At 63.2% G+C, this 16,957-nt stretch carries 18 protein-coding genes; 7 read left to right on the forward strand and 11 right to left on the reverse strand.

Annotation, left to right across the window (positions count from 1 at the left end; all coding sequences use genetic code 11):
• Positions 1 to 3: 3 nt before the first annotated feature.
• Both KVP70_RS01830 and KVP70_RS01835 read right to left on the reverse strand, forming a co-directional pair.
• Complete coding sequence (locus tag KVP70_RS01830; protein WP_217940294.1) at positions 4 to 354, reverse strand: RidA family protein; 351 nt, start codon at positions 352 to 354, stop codon at positions 4 to 6.
• Positions 355 to 379: 25 nt separating this feature from the next.
• Entirely contained in the window at positions 380 to 1,258 is an 879-nt protein-coding gene (locus tag KVP70_RS01835) for an alpha/beta fold hydrolase (protein WP_217940295.1), read from the reverse strand.
• Between the two features lie 134 nt (positions 1,259 to 1,392).
• On the opposite strand from KVP70_RS01835, the gene KVP70_RS01840 reads away from it, so the two are divergent.
• The 3 genes from KVP70_RS01840 to KVP70_RS01850 all read left to right on the forward strand — a co-directional run bounded on the left by KVP70_RS01840 (position 1,393) and on the right by KVP70_RS01850 (position 4,256).
• Positions 1,393 to 2,187, forward strand: coding sequence for a 3-hydroxybutyrate dehydrogenase (locus tag KVP70_RS01840; RefSeq protein ID WP_217940296.1), 795 nt, complete (start codon positions 1,393 to 1,395; stop codon positions 2,185 to 2,187).
• 47 nt (positions 2,188 to 2,234) lie between these two features.
• The gene (locus KVP70_RS01845) at positions 2,235 to 3,593 is read left to right on the forward strand and encodes a dicarboxylate/amino acid:cation symporter (RefSeq protein WP_229224519.1); all 1,359 of its coding nucleotides are present in this window, start codon (positions 2,235 to 2,237) and stop codon (positions 3,591 to 3,593) included.
• Positions 3,594 to 3,707: 114 nt separating this feature from the next.
• Positions 3,708 to 4,256, forward strand: coding sequence for a PEPxxWA-CTERM sorting domain-containing protein (locus KVP70_RS01850; RefSeq protein WP_217940298.1), 549 nt, complete (start codon positions 3,708 to 3,710; stop codon positions 4,254 to 4,256).
• A 227-nt stretch (positions 4,257 to 4,483) separates the two neighbouring features.
• Here KVP70_RS01850 and KVP70_RS01855 read toward each other — a convergent pair whose 3' ends face one another.
• Entirely contained in the window at positions 4,484 to 5,134 is a 651-nt protein-coding gene (locus KVP70_RS01855; protein WP_217940299.1) for a CoA transferase subunit B, read from the reverse strand.
• Positions 5,135 to 5,152: 18 nt separating this feature from the next.
• Complete coding sequence (locus tag KVP70_RS01860) at positions 5,153 to 5,851, reverse strand: CoA transferase subunit A (protein WP_116988575.1); 699 nt, start codon at positions 5,849 to 5,851, stop codon at positions 5,153 to 5,155.
• Positions 5,852 to 5,980: 129 nt separating this feature from the next.
• Between KVP70_RS01860 and KVP70_RS01865 the strand changes: the two genes are divergently transcribed.
• Positions 5,981 to 6,541: a LuxR C-terminal-related transcriptional regulator gene (locus KVP70_RS01865; RefSeq protein WP_217940300.1), complete on the forward strand. Its 561-nt coding sequence runs from the start codon at positions 5,981 to 5,983 to the stop codon at positions 6,539 to 6,541.
• On the opposite strand, the gene KVP70_RS01870 is transcribed toward KVP70_RS01865, so the two are convergent.
• Positions 6,542 to 7,318, reverse strand: a complete 777-nt coding sequence (locus KVP70_RS01870) for an SDR family oxidoreductase (protein ID WP_020702681.1) — start codon at positions 7,316 to 7,318, stop codon at positions 6,542 to 6,544.
• 203 nt (positions 7,319 to 7,521) lie between these two features.
• Here KVP70_RS01870 and KVP70_RS01875 point away from each other — a divergent pair, with 203 nt between their 5' ends.
• The 3 genes from KVP70_RS01875 (at position 7,522) to KVP70_RS01885 (ending at position 11,436) form a co-directional block, all read left to right on the forward strand.
• Positions 7,522 to 9,198, forward strand: a complete 1,677-nt coding sequence (locus KVP70_RS01875) for an electron transfer flavoprotein-ubiquinone oxidoreductase (RefSeq protein ID WP_217940301.1) — start codon at positions 7,522 to 7,524, stop codon at positions 9,196 to 9,198.
• Positions 9,199 to 9,478: 280 nt separating this feature from the next.
• Positions 9,479 to 10,384, forward strand: a complete 906-nt coding sequence (locus tag KVP70_RS01880) for a flagellin N-terminal helical domain-containing protein (protein WP_217940302.1) — start codon at positions 9,479 to 9,481, stop codon at positions 10,382 to 10,384.
• A 101-nt stretch (positions 10,385 to 10,485) separates the two neighbouring features.
• Positions 10,486 to 11,436: a hypothetical protein gene (locus tag KVP70_RS01885; protein WP_217940515.1), complete on the forward strand. Its 951-nt coding sequence runs from the start codon at positions 10,486 to 10,488 to the stop codon at positions 11,434 to 11,436.
• A gap of 79 nt (positions 11,437 to 11,515) precedes the next feature.
• Here KVP70_RS01885 and KVP70_RS01890 read toward each other — a convergent pair whose 3' ends face one another.
• The 6 genes from KVP70_RS01890 to KVP70_RS01915 are packed head-to-tail and all read right to left on the reverse strand — an operon-like array spanning position 11,516 to position 16,953.
• Positions 11,516 to 13,603 carry a flagellar biosynthesis protein FlhA gene (locus KVP70_RS01890; RefSeq protein WP_217940303.1) on the reverse strand — a complete coding sequence of 696 codons (2,088 nt, stop codon included), beginning with the start codon at positions 13,601 to 13,603 and terminating at the stop codon, positions 11,516 to 11,518.
• Positions 13,600 to 14,739 carry an EscU/YscU/HrcU family type III secretion system export apparatus switch protein gene (locus KVP70_RS01895; protein WP_217940304.1) on the reverse strand — a complete coding sequence of 380 codons (1,140 nt, stop codon included), beginning with the start codon at positions 14,737 to 14,739 and terminating at the stop codon, positions 13,600 to 13,602. Before KVP70_RS01895 ends, KVP70_RS01890 begins: the two co-directional genes overlap by 4 nt.
• Positions 14,732 to 15,520, reverse strand: coding sequence for a flagellar biosynthetic protein FliR (gene fliR, locus KVP70_RS01900; RefSeq protein WP_217940305.1), 789 nt, complete (start codon positions 15,518 to 15,520; stop codon positions 14,732 to 14,734). Before fliR ends, KVP70_RS01895 begins: the two co-directional genes overlap by 8 nt.
• Before the next feature lie 10 nt (positions 15,521 to 15,530).
• The gene (gene fliQ / locus KVP70_RS01905; protein ID WP_008449457.1) at positions 15,531 to 15,803 is read right to left on the reverse strand and encodes a flagellar biosynthesis protein FliQ; all 273 of its coding nucleotides are present in this window, start codon (positions 15,801 to 15,803) and stop codon (positions 15,531 to 15,533) included.
• An 11-nt stretch (positions 15,804 to 15,814) separates the two neighbouring features.
• Positions 15,815 to 16,585 (reverse strand): flagellar type III secretion system pore protein FliP, encoded by a 771-nt coding sequence (gene fliP, locus KVP70_RS01910; protein ID WP_217940306.1) that lies wholly within the window; start codon positions 16,583 to 16,585, stop codon positions 15,815 to 15,817.
• The gene (locus KVP70_RS01915; RefSeq protein ID WP_026334460.1) at positions 16,582 to 16,953 is read right to left on the reverse strand and encodes a FliM/FliN family flagellar motor switch protein; all 372 of its coding nucleotides are present in this window, start codon (positions 16,951 to 16,953) and stop codon (positions 16,582 to 16,584) included. The genes fliP and KVP70_RS01915 overlap by 4 nt, the downstream gene beginning before the upstream one ends.
• Positions 16,954 to 16,957: the final 4 nt, after the last annotated feature.

Raw genomic sequence — 16,957 nt, forward strand, 5'->3', positions numbered from 1 at the left:
CCCCTAGCGCTGCGCCGCGACGACGATGATCTCTACCCGCCACGCCGGATCGGCCAGCCTGGCTTCAACGGTGGCGCGCGGCGGCGTGTGGCCGCTCGGCACCCAGGCGTCCCACTCTTCGTTCATGCCGGCGAAATCGGCCAGGTCGGCGATATAGATGGTGGTGCTGAGGATGCAGGTCTTGTCACTGCCGGCTTCGGCCAGCAAGCGGTCGATATGTGCCAGCACTTCGCGGGTCTGGCCCTGGATGTCCAGCGTCTTGTCGTCGGCGATCTGGCCCGCCAGATACACGGTGCCGTTGTGGATGGCCACTTCGGACAAGCGTTTGCCTACATGCAGTCGTTTGATTTCCATACTCTTCTTCTTTAACTTTTTTAATTTAGCCCAACAGGAATTGCTTGACGATCGCGATCTGGTCGTCGTGGATAAAGGTCGGCGCATGGCCGACGCCCGCGATTTCCACCAGCCTGGCTTTCGGTCCACGCTGGGTCATCAACGCCGCCGTTTCGGCCGACAGCAGGTCCGACTCGGCGCCGCGCACCAGCAAGGTCGGGCAGCGGATCGCATCGTAGGCGGACCACAGCAGCGCTTCGTCGGCGGCGGCCGATTCCGGCGTGGCGGAACGGAAAGGCAGGGCCAGTCCCATATCGTAATGGCGCACCCACTTGCCGTCTTTATCCTGGCGCAGTACGTCGTTCGCCAGTTTATGCCATTCCTCCTCGGTGTGCTGGCCGAAGGTCAGCGAGACGTCGCGGATGAACTTGGACGCTTCCGCGTAGGTGTCGAAGCGCAGGTCCTGGCCGATGTAGTCGCCGATGCGCTGCAAGGCCATCGGTGCCAGCACCGGGCCGATGTCGTTGAGGATCAGTTTGCGGATCGGGTTGTCCGGCAGCGAGGCCAGGCCCAGGCCGATCAGGCCGCCCATCGAGGTGCCGAACCAGTCGACCGTCTGTGGTTCGCCGTCCGGCAGCACGCGCGCCAGCAAGGTGACAATGTCGCTAACATACTGCGGAACGCGGTACAGCTGCGGGTTCTTCAGCCAGCCGGAGCGGCCGCGGCCGACGATGTCCGGGCAGATCACGCGGTAGTCGTTGGCCAGCGCGCGCGCCATGTTGTCGAAGTCGTCGCCGACGCGGGTCACGCCGTGCACGCACAGCAGCACGTTGGGGTTGCTCTCATCGCCCCATTCCTTGTACGACATGCGGTGCAAACCAGCCAGAGACAGACATTGAACAGACTTTATTTTTGCTTCGAACATGCGACTTCCTTGGTGGTTTTTATAGTGATTTGTGCAATGCTGTTTAGAAATACCATTTTACCGGGCGTTACGCTTAAAATCCTACCGAAGTGTAGCGCAGCACGACTTTAATCTCCAACCCTCCAGAGGACACTATGGCAAACAAGACTTTGAGCGGCAAAACGGCGCTGGTGACCGGCTCCACCTCCGGCATCGGCCTGGGCATCGCCCGCACCTTGGCGGCGGAAGGCGCCAACGTGTTATTGAACGGCTTCGGCGACGTCGCTGAAATCGCCCAGCTGCAAACCGACCTGGCCAAGGAATTCGGCGTGCAGGTGGCCTACCACAACGCCGACATGTCGAAGCCGGCCGAGATCGAGAACATGATCGTCTTCGCCGGCGACAAGTTCGGCGGCATTGATGTGCTGGTCAACAACGCCGGCATCCAGCATGTGGCCAACGTCGAAGACTTCCCGGTCGAGAAATGGGACGCCATCATCGCCATCAACCTGACCTCGGCCTTCCACACCTCTCGGCTGGTGCTGCCGCGCATGCGCGCCAACAACTGGGGCCGCATCATCAACCTGGCCTCCACCCACGGGCTGGTGGCCTCGGCCGGCAAGTCGGCCTATGTCGCCGCCAAGCACGGCCTGATCGGCCTGACCAAGGCCAGCGCGCTGGAAACCGCCACCACCGGCGTGACGGTCAACGCGATCTGCCCCGGCTTCGTGCTGACGCCGCTGGTGCAAAAGCAGGTCGACGCCCGCGCCGCCAAGGACGGCATCAGCAACGAGGACGCCAAGAAGGCGCTGCTGGCGGACAAGCAGCCGTCCGGCGAGTTCGTCACGCCGGAGGAACTGGGCGCGCTGGCGGTGTTCCTGTGCAGCGACGCCGCCAAGCAGGTGCGCGGCGTGGCGTGGAACATGGATGGCGGCTGGGTGGCTCAATAAGCCCATCAGAGATATCACCAGGATGAATGCGGTTAACCACAATGGTGATGTCTCATATTTTGACGGATGATGAACTCCTCACAAGAACGCGAGGAGACCCCGTGAAAAAGCCGTTTTATAAAATTCTATATGTGCAGGTGCTGTTCGCCATCGCCTGCGGCATCCTGCTAGGCATCTTCTACCCTAGCGACGCGGTCAGCATGAAGCCGCTCGGCGACGGCTTCATCAAGCTGATCAAGATGATCATCGCTCCGGTGATTTTCTGCACCGTGGTCTCCGGCATCGCCGGCATGCAGGACATCAAGAAGATCGGCCGCGTCGGCGGCAAGGCGCTGTTGTATTTTGAGGTGATCTCCACCTTCGCGCTGGTGATCGGCCTGTTCGTGGCCAACATCATCCGCCCGGGCGCCGGCTTCAACGCCGACCCGGCCACGCTGGACACCAAGTCCATCGCCGAGTTCACGGAAAAAGCCAAGCACCAGTCGACCATCGACTTCGTGATGAACATCATCCCGAACACCGTGGTGGACGCCTTCGCCAAGGGCGAAATCCTGCAGGTGCTGCTGGTCGCCATCCTGTTCGGTTTTGCGCTGTCGCTGCTGGGCGACCGCGGCAAGCCGGTCACCAAATTGATCGACGACCTGTCCGCGGCCATCTTCGGCGTGGTCGGCATCATCATGAAAGTCGCGCCGCTGGGAGCGTTCGGCGCGATGGCCTTCACCATCGGCAAATACGGCATCGCCTCGCTCAAGCCGCTGGCGACGCTGATGGGCTGCTTCTACCTGACCTGCTTCCTGTTCGTGGTGGTGGTGCTGGGCACCGTGGCGCGCCTGACCGGCTTCTCGATCTTCAAATTCATCTCCTACATCAAGGAAGAACTGCTGATCGTGCTGGGCACCAGCTCGTCGGAAAGCGCGCTGCCTTCGCTGATGACCAAGCTGGAACGCCTGGGCTGCTCCAAATCGGTGGTGGGCCTGGTGGTCCCGACCGGCTACTCGTTCAACCTGGACGGCACCAACATCTACATGACCATGGCCGCCCTGTTCGTGGCGCAGGCCACCAACACCGACCTGACCCTGGGCCAGGAACTGACCATCCTCGGCGTGGCGATGCTGACCTCCAAGGGCGCGTCCGGCATCACCGGCGCCGGCTTCATCACCCTGGCGGCGACGCTGGCCGTGGTGCCGACCATCCCGGTGGCCGGCATGGCGCTGATCCTGGGCATCGACCGCTTCATGAGCGAATGCCGCGCGCTGACCAACTTCGTCGGCAACGGCGTCGCCTCGGTGGTGGTATCGCACTGGGAAAAAGAGCTGAACCACGACACCCTGCACAAGGAGCTGAACAATCCGGGTTCGACCGTGACCGATCCCGACCTGCAACCGCTGACCCGCCACGCGCACTGATAGTCCCGCGCCCCGGCGCCGACGCCCCGCACGCTGACAGCCTGCGGGGCGTTTTTCATTGTTGACATCAAAATAATCCGTGAGACAATACAATTTTATAAACGGAATTAATCCATGAACAAGATTATTCGTCTACTGGCCTGCGCCGGCTTGTTGGCCGCCAGCGCTGCAGCACAGGCCGCCAGCTATCAATTTTCCTACCACTTTCTCGACGGCGAGGTGCTCAGTGGTTCGTTCGACGGCAATGCCAACGGCAATCTGATCACCGACCTGAGCAACATCTCGATCAGCGTCAATGGCGCGGCCTTTGGCGGCGGCACACACTTTTATTCCTTCGGCGTAGATGGCTCTTACGTCGACGGCGCCGGCCTGGCCTCGTTTGACGGCAAGGCCAACCAGTTCCTGTTTGTCAATGCCGACGTCATACACGGCGGCGTACCGACCCATAGCCTGGTGTCGGGCGCATTCAACGGCAGCCAGACCGATGCCTTGGGTTTTTACGATGCGATCGCGGGTGTCGGCTATGGCGAAGGCGACGGCGGCGATCCATATGCGGCCGCGCGCTGGAGCGTCACTGCGGTGCCGGAACCAGCCACCTACGCCATGTTGCTGGGCGGCCTGGCGCTGACCGGCGCCCTCGCCCGCCGCCGCAAATTGGCCTGAGCGCTGCTCAGCCTTTGTTCCGGCCACGCCCCGCACGCTGCATGACGGCCTGAGGGGCGTTTTTCATATATATATTCCGGACATGAAAACCACTGCCGGCAAGCTGGTCGACGTCAAGCGGGTCGACGACCGCGATGGCGAGCACCTGTTGGCGCTGAGCCGCAAGGTGCGCGACTGATGCATAAAAAAAGGCACGCCGCAGCGTGCCTTTTGTCGAGCGGCTCCGCTTACACGGCCGACATATCCAGCGCCACGCCAGTGGCGGCCTGGATCTGTTCCTTGCTGACGCCGGGCGCCAGTTCGGTCAACTTCAAGCCTTTGGCGCTCACTTCCATCACGCCCAGGTCGGTGATGATCAGGTCCACCACGCCGACGCCGGTCAGCGGCAGGTCGCATTTCTTCAGCAGCTTGTGCGAAGTCGAACCATCCTTGGCGGTGGCGACATGCTCCATCAACACCACCACCCGCTTGACGCCGGCCACCAGGTCCATCGCGCCGCCCATGCCCTTGACCATTTTGCCCGGGATCATCCAGTTGGCCAGGTCGCCCTGCTCCGACACCTGCATCGCGCCCAGGATCGCCAGGTTGATCTTGCCGCCCCGGATCATGCCGAACGAGTCGGCCGAGCTGAAGTAGGCCGCGCCCGGCAGCGCCGTCACGGTCTGCTTGCCGGCGTTGATCAGGTCGGCGTCGATTTCAGCTTCGGTCGGGAACGGGCCGATGCCCAGCAAGCCGTTCTCCGATTGCAGGAACACTTCCATGCCCGCCGGGACGTAGTTCGCCACCAAGGTCGGCAAGCCGATGCCGAGGTTGACGTAGTAACCGTCCTGCAATTCCTTCGCCGCGCGCGCGGCCATTTCGTCACGAGTCCATGCCATAGTAATCTCCGATGTTCTTTAGTTGGCGCGCACGGTGCGCTGCTCGATGCGTTTTTCCGGCGTGGCGTTGACCACGATGCGGTGCACGAAGATGCTCGGCAGGTGCACGGCGTCCGGGTCGATCTCGCCGATTTCCACCAGCTGCTCAACTTCGACGATGGTGATCTTGCCGGCCATCGCGGCGTTCGGGTTGAAGTTGCGCGCGGTCTTGCGGAACACCAGGTTGCCGGCCTTGTCGGCCTTCCAGGCCTTGACCAGCGAGACGTCGGCCACCAGGCTGCGTTCCATCACGTACTGCTCGCCGTCGAACTCGCGGATTTCCTTGCCGTCGGCGACGATGGTGCCGACGCCGGTCTTGGTGAAGAAGGCCGGAATGCCGGCGCCGCCGGCGCGCAGCTTCTCGGCCAGCGTGCCTTGCGGCGTGAATTCCAGTTCCAGCTCGCCGGCCAGGTACTGGCGCGCGAACTCTTTGTTCTCACCCACGTAGGAGGCGATCATTTTCTTGATCTGGCGGGTTTCCAGCAACTGGCCGAGGCCGAAGCCGTCGACGCCGGCGTTGTTGGAGATCGCGGTCAGGCCGGTGACGCCGGAATCGCGCAGCGCGCCGATCAGCGCCTCGGGGATGCCGCACAGGCCGAAGCCGCCGACCGCGATGGTTTGCCCGTCTTGCACGACGCCGGCCAGCGCTGCGGCGGCGTCAGGATAGATTTTATTCATGGGTGTCCCTTTATAGTGTGTTGCTGAATCCGTTGCTAACATTATTAAATGCACTAGCGACGAGGCGTCTCAGCATAGAATACGCAAATCAAAAGCACAATACCGTAGAACTACCTGCCGCCCCCACACATGAACAATGCCCCGGTCATCGATTACGAATCCATTTTCCTGCACGCGCCGGTCGGCATGTGCATTTCGGAGAACCGCGTCATCCAGTCCTGCAACGAGGCGCTGGCCGCGATGTTCGGTTACGCGCGCGGGCAGCTGCAAGGCCAGTCCTTCATGGTGCTGTACCCGACCATGGACGAGTTCCTGCGCACCGGCGACCGCATCATTCCCATCATGAACGCCAAGGGCCGCTATTCGGACGAGCGCATCATGCGCCGCGCCGACGGCGAGTTGTTCTGGTGCCACGTCACCGGCCATTCGATGAAGGCGTCCGAACCGCTGGGGCCAGGCATCTGGACCTTCGAGGACGTCAGCGAAAAACGCCCGGTGACGGCGGAGCTGACCCCGCGCGAACGGGAAATCGCCGCCCTGCTGGTCGAAGGCAAGACCAGCAAGACCATCGCCCGCCAGATCGACCTCAGCCCGCGCACGGTGGAAATGCACCGCGCCAAGCTGATGCGCAAATTCTCGGCCGCCACCTCGTCGGAACTGGTCCACAAGCTGGTCGGCCTGCAGCTCTGACTATGTTGCGGTCATGCCGTCGTCGGCGGAGATGATGGCGCCGTTGATGAAGTTGGAGTCCTCGCCGGCCAGCAGCAACAGCAGGCCGTCCAGGTCTTCCGGCTTGCCGGGGCGCTTGCGCGGCAGCATGTTGATCAGCTTCTGACCCTGTTCGCTGGCGAAGTAATCCTCGTTGATCTCGGTCGAGATGTAGCCGGGGCAGATGGCGTTGGTGTTGATGCCGTACTTGCCCCACTCCACCGCCATGGCCTTGGTCATCTGCACCACGCCGGCCTTGCTCATGCAATACACGCCGATCTGCGGCATCACCCGCAAGCCCGCCACCGAGGCGATGTTGATGATGCGGTGTTTCTTGCTCGGGTCGCCCTTGGCGCGCGCGATCATGCGCTTGGCGGTCTGCTGGGCCACGAAGAAGGCGCCGCGCAGGTTGGTGTCCATGACGAAGGAATAATCCTCCGGCGTGACGTCGACCAGCCGCTGGGTGGTCGACACGCCCGAGTTGTTAACCAGGATGTCGATCGGCCCGGCCTCGGTCTCCGCATGGGCGATGGCCGACTTGATGCTGGCGAAATCGGTCACGTCCAGGCTGACCACATGGGCGGCGCCGCCGTCGGCCTCGATCTCGGCGCGCAACTCCTTCAGGCGCTCGGTGCGGCGCGAGGCCAGCACCACCTGGGCGCCGGCCTGGGCCAGCACTTTGGCAAACCGGGCTCCGAGACCGCTGGAGGCGCCGGTGATCAGCGCAATTTTTCCCTCAAAGTTGACTTCTATGCCCACGAGCTACTCCTAGTGTTTGGTATAAGTGATGAATTGCCGACAGCGTGACTGTCGAATCGTTATGATTACACAAATCGCCAGTATTAGATTGCAGTGTCTAATAATGTCCCTCAAAATGGCGCCCACATTGCATTCCGAGCGAAAAAGAAGCACACTCGTGCTTAAATTTCCCTCCACCCATTTGACCACGATAAGAACAGACCATGACACAGCCACAAAATCTAGTAGAACAGTACGGCCCGCGCGACGCGATGGAGTATGACGTCGTGATCGTCGGCGGCGGCCCTGCGGGCTTGTCGGCGGCCATCAAGATCAAGCAGCTGGCCGCCGAAAAAGGCCAGGAAGTGTCGGTCGTCGTGCTGGAAAAAGGCGGCGAACTGGGCGCCCACATCCTGTCCGGCGCCGTGATGGACCCCAAGGCCCTGACCGAACTGATCCCTGACTGGAAGGAAAAAGGCGCACCGCTCAACACCGAAGTCACCGAAGACCGCGTATTGTTCCTGACCGAAACCAAGGCCATCAAGACCCCGAACATGCTGCTGCCGGCCTGCTTCGAGAACCACGGCAACTATGTGATCTCGCTGGGCAACGTGGTGCGCTGGCTGGGCCAGCAGGCCGAGGCGCTGGGCGTGGAAATCTTCCCCGGCTTCCCTGCCGCCGAAATCCTGTATAACGACAATGGCTCGGTCAAGGGCGTGGCCACCGGCAATATGGGCGTCAAACGTGACGGCGAAGCCGGCTCCGACTTCCAGCTGGGCATGGAACTGCACGGCAAATACACCCTGTTCGCCGAAGGCGCGCGCGGCCACCTGGGCAAGCAGCTGATGGCCAAGTACGACCTGAACAAGGGCAAGGACCCGCAATCCTACGGCATCGGCATCAAGGAACTGTGGGAAATCGACCCGGCCAAGCACCAGCCCGGCCTGGTGGTGCACACCACCGGCTGGCCGCTCGACAGCAAGACCTACGGCGGCTCCTTCCTCTACCACCTGGAAAACAACCAGGTCATGGTCGGCTACGTGGTCGGCCTGAACTACGAGAATCCCTACCTGTCCCCATACGAGGAATTCCAGCGCTACAAGACCCACCCGGCCATCAAGACCTTCTTCGAGGGCGGCAAGCGCATTTCCTACGGCGCCCGCGCGATCACCGCCGGCGGCCTGCAATCCCTGCCCAAGCTGGTCTTCCCGGGCGGCGCGCTGATCGGCTGCGACGCCGGCTTCCTCAACATGAGCCGCATCAAGGGCAGCCACGCCGCCATCAAGTCCGGCATGCTGGCCGCCGAGTCGGCGTTCGAAGCGCTGGCCGCCGGCCGTCAGCACGACGAGCTGGCCACCTTCCCGGCCGCTTTTGAAAAGTCCTGGCTGCACGACGAACTGCACGTGGCGCGCAACGTCAAGCCATGGCTGAGCAAGGGCCTGTACCTCGGCTCGGTGATGACCTATGTCGACCAGGCCATCCTGCGCGGCAAGGCGCCGTGGACCCTGCACCACAGCCATGCCGACCACGAATGCCTGAAGCCGGCCGCGCAGTTCACGCCGATCAGCTATCCCAAGCCGGACGGCAAGCTGACCTTCGACCGCCTGTCGTCGGTGTTCATTTCCAACACCAACCACGCCGAAGACCAGCCCATCCACCTGACGCTGAAAAATCCGAGCGTGCCGGTGGACGTCAACCTGGCCCAGTATGCCGGTCCGGAAGCGCGCTACTGCCCTGCCGGCGTGTATGAATTCATCAAGACCGACGAAGGCGCCGACCGCCTGCAAATCAATGCGCAAAACTGCGTGCATTGCAAAACCTGCGATATCAAGGACCCGACCCAGAATATCGTCTGGATCACCCCGGAAGGCGGCGGCGGCCCGAACTATCCCAACATGTAAGACAAAAAAGCAACGAAAGCTCGGCAGCGCGTTCTCGGTGGCGCGCTGTTTTTTTATTCCGGGAACAATTTATTGCGCCGTCCGGGCAAAAGCGGACCATAATCGTGCGGTGGACAGGCGGTACAGCAGGCCTGAACGATGGGAAAACGGCCGCTGTTACAAAATATTTCGCAAATTTCCACAAAGCATTTAATGTCCTCCCAGATATGGTCGTCTTGTACTTGGGAGAGCACAAAAGATCCGTTGCTCCGAACTGAATCCACCTACCAGGAGTTATTTCATGCTGAGCCTTCACACTAACGCTGCGGCCCTTTCCGCACAGAACTCGATCTCCCGCACCCAGATGTCGTTGTCGACTTCGCAGACCCGTCTGAGCACCGGCTTCCGTGTCAATTCGGCCATGGACGATGCTGCAGGCCTGCAAATCGCAACCCGCCTGAAAGCCCAGACCAGCGGCATGAGCATGGCCATGCGCAACACCCAGAACTCGATCTCGATGCTGCAAACCGCCGAAGGCGCGTTTGACGAAGTCACCACCATGCTGACCCGCATGAAAGATCTGGCCACCCAGGCAGCCGACGTTTCGTCGACCGCAAAAGACCAGGCAGCACTGCAGTCCGAATTCGATGCCCTGGGTAGCGAACTGAACAACGTCATGAAGAACACCACCTTCGGCGGCGCCAAGCTGATGGACGGCGGCACGATCGCTTCGTCGATGACCTTCCAGATCGGCGCTACCAAGTCCGAAACCATGGCAGTCGACCTGTCGGCCGCTGTGACCGCGGCCGTTGCCGGCCTGACCAGCGTGACCGCACGCTACGCAGCAGGCGGCGCGGCAGTTGGCGCAGAGATCTCCGACGGTTCCGATGGTACCGCCGTGGGCGCCACCAACACTGCCGGCCAGACCGCAGCGAACAGCTCGATCGACACGATCAGCACCGCCATCGACCTGATCGGCGGCGTACGTTCGTCGCTGGGTGCTGCAGCTAACCGCCTGGACCACGTGTACAACAACTTGTCGAACATTTCGACCAACACCAAGGCGGCAACTGGCCGTATCATGGATACCGACTTCGCCAGCGAATCGTCGAACATGACTTCCAGCCAGATGCTGCTGCAAGCCGGTACCGCCATGCTGAAGCAGTCGAACAGCACGTCGTCGCTGGTGATGTCCTTGCTGCAGTAATCGTAGCGCCTTCCTGACCGGCTCGCGGGTCAGGAATACAAGGAGCCAACCGGCGCATCGGTTGGCTTTTTTTTCATCGGATTTTTTCGAGAGCGAGCTTGATGGCTTTAGACCGCATCGGACCAACTGCGCGCCCGCTGGGCATCCCGGACCGGCAGACCACCACGCCAGGCCCGGTTGCGCGCGCGCCCGGCGAAGTGCCGCTGGATGCGGACTATCCGGTCGGCCCGCTGGCGCCCAGCGGTCCCGGCGCGGTCGGCGTGCTGCTCGATGGCCCGGAAGGCCTGCCGCTGCCGCAATCGGGGGTCGAGGCGCTGGCCGCCGCGCTGGCCGAAGTGCCGAACGCCGCCGATCCGGCCGCGATGCGCCCCAATCAAGTCTTCCTGTCGCGCCAGCTGGTCTGGCAGCCGCCCGACACGCAAATGATGGCCGCCTCATGGCAAGTCATGGTGCGCACCTATGCCGAACAGCGCGCCGCCTGGCTGGAGCAGGCCAACGGCCAGCATGTGCCGTCCAGCCTGTTCATGGCCGACCACACGCCGGCGGCCATGCGCGACGGCCGCCCCGGCCTGCCGCTGGTGACCGAGATGGAGCCGTGGCGCTTCGCCGTGTACGCCTGGGGCGCCGAGCGCCTGGTGCTGAAGGTGATCGTCAAGGACGACGAGGAACCGGATCGCAACAACCGCCGCCGCCGTTCGCGGGTGGCGCTGCGGCTGGAGCTGATGCTGCCGGGCGTGGGCCGGGTGGTGATCCAGATGGAGCCGGCCACCGGCAACGGCGTCGCGCTGGAGGTGGGCGCGGCCCAGACCTCGGCCATGCAACACATGCGCGAAATGCTGCCGCAACTGGCGGCCACCGTCAGCCGCTGCGGCCTGACGATCTTGCGCTGCCGCCTGCGGCGCGAACTGCCGCCGGCCGGCGGCGAACACCACTACCCTACCCGCGCCCACACGGCGGCGCTGAGCCAGGCGATCTTCAAGGCCATGGCCGAGCTGGCCGTGCTGCTGTCGCAGCCGCTGCCGCCGGACGACCTGTTCTCCGAATCGGCCTGAACACCCGGAACAGGTCCCCGGACAGAAAAAATGCCGCCCGGTCCGTGGACGGGGCGGCATCCGGCCGGCGCCGGCGGGATCAGCCGACCGTGCCGATGATGCTCACTTCGCGATTTTCCGGAATCTCGTTGTAAGACAACACGTGCAGGCCGGGCGCGAACAGCCGCGCATAGCGCGCCAGCAGCGGCCGGATCTGCGGCAGCACCAGCAGCAGCGGCGGCGTGGCCTGCTGCTTCATCTGCTCGCGCGCCACCGGCATATTGACCTGCAGCTGCGCCAGCAGGTGCGGATCGATGGGGTAATTGTCCAGCACGATCTTGCCGCTCTGGCGCGCCTGGTTCAGCGAACCGAGCAGCATGTTTTCCAGGTCGCCGCCCAGGTTGAAGGCCTGCATCTCGGTCTTCTGCCCGAACAGGCCGGTGACGATCTGGCGCCGCAGCGCGCAGCGCACCTCGGCCGCCAGCAGGATCGGGTCCTTGGTGGTCTCGGAACTGTCGACCAGGGTGGTGGCGATCGGCACGATATCCTTGAGCGAGACGTTCTCCGCCAGCAGCACGCGGAACACGCGCAGCATCTGCGTGTGGGTCAGCGCCTTGTCCAGCGAGGCGGCCAGCTTGGGCGAGAGCGCGGCCAGCCGGTCCATCAGCGCCGGCACGTCCTCGTGGCGGAACAACTCCGGCAGGTATTCGCGGATCAGCTTGGACAAGTGGGTGGCGATCGCGCTCGGCGCCTCCACCACCTGGTAGCCCAGCCCCAGCGCATTGGCCTTCTCGCTGGTCTCGATCCACGTCACCGGCATGCCGTAGGCCGGCTCGATGCCGGGAATGCCGTCGATCTGGCCGTAGATGTTGGGGGACGGGATCGCCATCAGGCGGTCGGCGAACACCTCGGCCTGGGCCACCACGCTGCCCGACAACATCACCGAATACTGCGAAGGCTTCAGGCCCAGGTCGTCGCGCACGACGATCGGCGGCAGCAGCAGGCCCATCGCTTCGGACAGGCTCTGGCGCACGCCCTTGACGCGCTTGGTCAGCGGCTCGCCGTGGGCCTTGTCGATCAGACTGACCAGCTTGTAGCCCAGCGCCACCTGCAACTGCTGCACGGCCGGCAGGCTGTGCCAGTCGAGCTCGGGGTTGCGGTCTTCGCGCAGCGCCGCCTCGATGGCGTCGAGGTTGCTGGTGTCGGGCGCCTTGACCTTTTGCAGCAGCCGGTAGCCGACATAGGCCAGCACCAGCGCGAACGGGCCGAACATCTGCCACGGCATGCCCGGCACCATGGCCAGGATCAGCATCATGCCCGAGGCGCTCAGCATCACCTGCGGCGAGGCCAGCACCTGGCCGCCGACCTGCTGCTCGAAGTCTCCGGAGTCGGAGATACGGGTCACCAGGATCGCCGCCGCGGCCGACAGCAGCAGCGCCGGGATCTGCGCCACCAGGCCGTCACCGATGGTCAGCAGCGCGTATTGCTTGAAGGCGTCGCCGAAGGACATGTCCTGCATCAGCGCGCCGATGGCCACGCCGCCGACCATGTTGATGATCAGGATCAGGATGCTGGCGACGGCGTCGCCGCGCACGAACTTGGAGGCGCCGTCCATGGCGCCGTAGAAGTCGGCCTCGGCGGCGACGTCCTGGCGCCGCGCCTGGGCTTTTTCCTGGTTGATCAGGCCGGCGTTGAGGTCGGCGTCGATCGCCATCTGCTTGCCCGGCAAGGCGTCCAGCGTGAAGCGCGCCGACACTTCGGAAATCCGCTCCGCGCCCTTGGTCACCACCATGAAGTTGATGATCATCAGGATCACGAACACCACGATACCGACCACGTAATTGCCGCCGATGACGACCTTGCCGAAGGCTTCGATCACCTGGCCGGCCGCGGCCGTGCCTTCATGGCCGTGCAGCAGCACCACCCGGGTCGAGGCCACGTTCAAGGTCAGGCGCATCATGGTGGTGGCCAGGATCACCGTCGGGAACACCGAGAAGTCCAGCGGCCGGCGGGCCGACACCGACACCAGGATCACGATCAGCGCCAGCACGATGTTGAACGTGAACATCACGTCCAGCAGAATGGGCGGCAACGGCAGGATGATCATCGCCAAAATCACCAGCAGGAATGCCGGCGTGGCGAACTTGTGGCGACGCGCTTCTGCGACCAGCCTGTTCAAAAAATTCATGACTTAACAACCTCGCTCATGGATGTGGGTACATCGACTTCTTTTGGATACACCGGCTCGGCAGTGCGCCGTCCGGTACGGAATGCCTTCAACTGCAATATGTAGTTCAACACCTGCGACACCGCCTGGTACAGCTGGACCGGGATCTGCTGGTTGACCTGGCTGGTGTTGTAGATGGCGCGCGCCAGCGGCGCCAGCGGCATCACCTCGATCTTGAACTCGACCGCCAGCTGGCGGATGTACAAGGCCATCTCGTCGATGCCCTTGGCGATCACGTATGGTGCTTCGGCACGGTTCTGGTCATACTTGAGCGCCACCGCGTAATGTTCCGGGTTGACGATCACCACGTCGGCGGTGGGCACCGTCTTGCGCGCGCTGCGGCGCGCCATGGCCCGCTGCAGCTGGCGGATGCGGCTCTTCACTTCCGGCCGGCCCTCGCTCGACTTGTGCTCCTCCTTCTGGTCCTGCTTGGACATGCGCTGGTTCTTGGCGAAGAAATACGCCTGCGCCGGCACGTCGACCAAGGCGAAGATGATAAACACTGCGACCAGCGACATCAAGCTGTCGAGCATCAAATTCGAGCCCATCATCATGGCCTGGCCCATCGGCATGTGCTGCAGCTGGGTGTAGCTCTGCACCGTCGAACGCGCCACGTGGACCAGCACCGCGATCAGCACGCCCGCCTTGCCCAGCGAGATCAGGAACTCGATGCCGTGCTTGGCGCCGAACAGCCGCCCCAGGTTGGCCGCCGGGCTCAGCCGTTCCATCTTGAACGCCCAGTGCTTGGTGCTGACCACCCAGCCGCCCGGCACCATCGCCCCCAGCACGATGAAGAACGGCACCACGAACAGCGGCAGCACCATCTTGATCAGCAACCACATCGCCGAGCTGAACAAGGTCGACATGGCGTTGTCGATCGCGCCCGAGGAACTGAACGGCGCAAAGCTCTGGTGGAAAATCTCGAGGAACTCGCCCAGGTAGTCGGGCAGCAGGTAGACGAACAGCTTCAGGCTGACCAGGATGCCGATCGCGGTCGACAGGTCGCGCGAACGCACCACCTGCCCTTCCTGGCGCGACTTCTTGAGCTTCTGTTGTGAAGCCTTTTCTGTTTTATCGGCGCTGTCCTGTTCAGCCATGGGCCGCCACCTGCATCTGCTGGCGTATCAGCTCCAGCACCATATTGGTCATGCGCACATAATGCTCGGGGATGAAGCGCACCACCTGCCCCAGCATCATCAGGCCGAAAATGGTGATCACGGAAAAACCCAGCGCGAATAGGTTCAGCGCCGGCGCCACCCGGTTCAGCAGGCCGAAGCCCAGCTGCACCACCAGCGTGGAAAACACGATGGGGATGGCCAGCAGCATGGCGGCGGAAAAAATCCAGGCGACGTTGTAGGCGATGGCGTTGATCAGCATCGGGCTGTAGCCGTGGCCCAGCGGCCAGGCCTTGAAGCTCTGGCCGATGACGTTGGCGATCACCAGGTGGCCGTCGATGGCGAAGAACACCATGATCGACAGCACCGACAGCAGCGCCGACACCACGTCCGACGATTGGCCGTTCATCGGGTCGTTCATCACCGCCATCGAAAAGCCCATCTGCGACGACACCAGGTAGCCCAGCACGCCGATCACCGACATGGCGAAGTGGAAGGCCAGGCCCAGCACGAAGCCGATCAGCGCCTGCTCGATCGACGCCACCACGCCGTGCATGGAAAACGGCTCGATCGCATAGGCGCCGGCGGCGGTGGTCAGCGGCAGCATCAGGATGGACAGCACCAGCGCGATCAGGATGCGCACCGTGACCGGCGTGACCGCCTCGCCCAGCACCGGGGCGCCGATCAACATCGCCAGGATGCGGCAGAACGGCCACCACAGCGCGGTGAGCATCGGCAGCAACTGGCTCAGTATCGGTTCCATGACGGGGCAGCTAGCCGACCAGCGTGGCCGCGCGGGTGAAGATCGAGACGCAGAAGTCCATCAGGTAGCCGGCCATCCAGCGCCCCATCAGGATGATCGCCAGCAGGGTCACCAGCAGCCTCGGCAGAAAACTCAGGGTCTGTTCATTGATCTGCGTGGCGGCCTGCACCAGCGCCACCACCAGGCCGGTGATCAGGCCGGGCACGACCAGGATCACCACCAGCAGCATGACGATGTGCAGCGATTCGACCACCAGGTCGACGGCAACTTCGGGAGTCAGCATCAGGTCGCTCCTCAGTACGCCTGCACGCTCGTGACGAGCGTATTGACGGTCAGGGTCCAGCCGTCCACCAGCACAAACAGCAGCAGCTTGAACGGCAATGAAATCACCAGCGGCGACAGCATCATCATGCCCATCGCCATCAGCACCGACGACACCACCAGGTCGATCACCAGGAAGGGAATGAACAGCATGCAGCCGATCTGGAAGGCGGTCTTGAGCTCCGACAGCACGAACGCCGCCAGCTTGACGGTGAAGGCGTGCCGCGACGGTTCGGCGATCTTGTCCTCGCCGGCCAGGTGGGCGATCTGCTGCAGCGCCGCCTTGCTGGTCTGCGCCAGCATGAAGCGCGACACCGGCTTCTCGGCGATCTGCAGCGCCACCTCCAGGCCGATCTTGTCCTGGTCGTAGGGCACGAAGGCCTCGGTCCAGATCTGGTCGCCGATCGGGCGCATCACCAGCAAGGTCAGGATCAGCGCCACCCCGGTGATGATGCGGTTGGGCAGGCCCTGCTGCAGGCCCAGCGCCTGGCGCAGCAGCGACAACACGATCACGAAGCGGGTGAAGCTGGTCATCATCATGACCATCACCGGGAGCAAGCCCAGCAAGGTCATGACGATCAGGATCTGGGTCTTGACCGTCAGTTCGGTCTTGGCGCCGGGCACCACATTGGCCAGCAGGTCGACCGCGTGGGCCGGAGCGCAGGCCAGCAGGCCCAGCAACGTCAAGCCCGCGGCCGCTGGCAGCAGTCGCCGGCGCCACTGCGGGTTCAGGCTCCAGGTCATGGAGTCATCATGTCGAGATTCAGGCCGTCCAGGTCGATCACTTTGAGGCCGTAGTTTTCACCCGCCACCACCACTTCGGCGCGGCCGATGGCGGTGCCGTTGACCTTGATCACCAGCGGCTCGCCGGCCAGCACGTCGAGCTCGACCACGCTGTCCGGGCCGATCGCCATCAGTTCCTGCAGCGAGATGCGGGCCGAGCCCACTTCCAAGGTCAAGGTCACCGGGATCTTGCGCATCATGGCCGGCAGGTCGCGGCGCGCCGGCGTGGCCGGCACGTCGGTCAGCTCGGTGCCGACCTGGTCGATAATCATTTCCTCGGACAAGTCTTCCAGCAGGGCGTCGCTAGGGTTGGCTACGTTCATGTTCATCATG

It is taken from the genome of Duganella violaceipulchra (assembly GCF_019166075.1).
GTDB classification, from domain to species: domain Bacteria; phylum Pseudomonadota; class Gammaproteobacteria; order Burkholderiales; family Burkholderiaceae_D; genus Rugamonas; species Rugamonas violaceipulchra.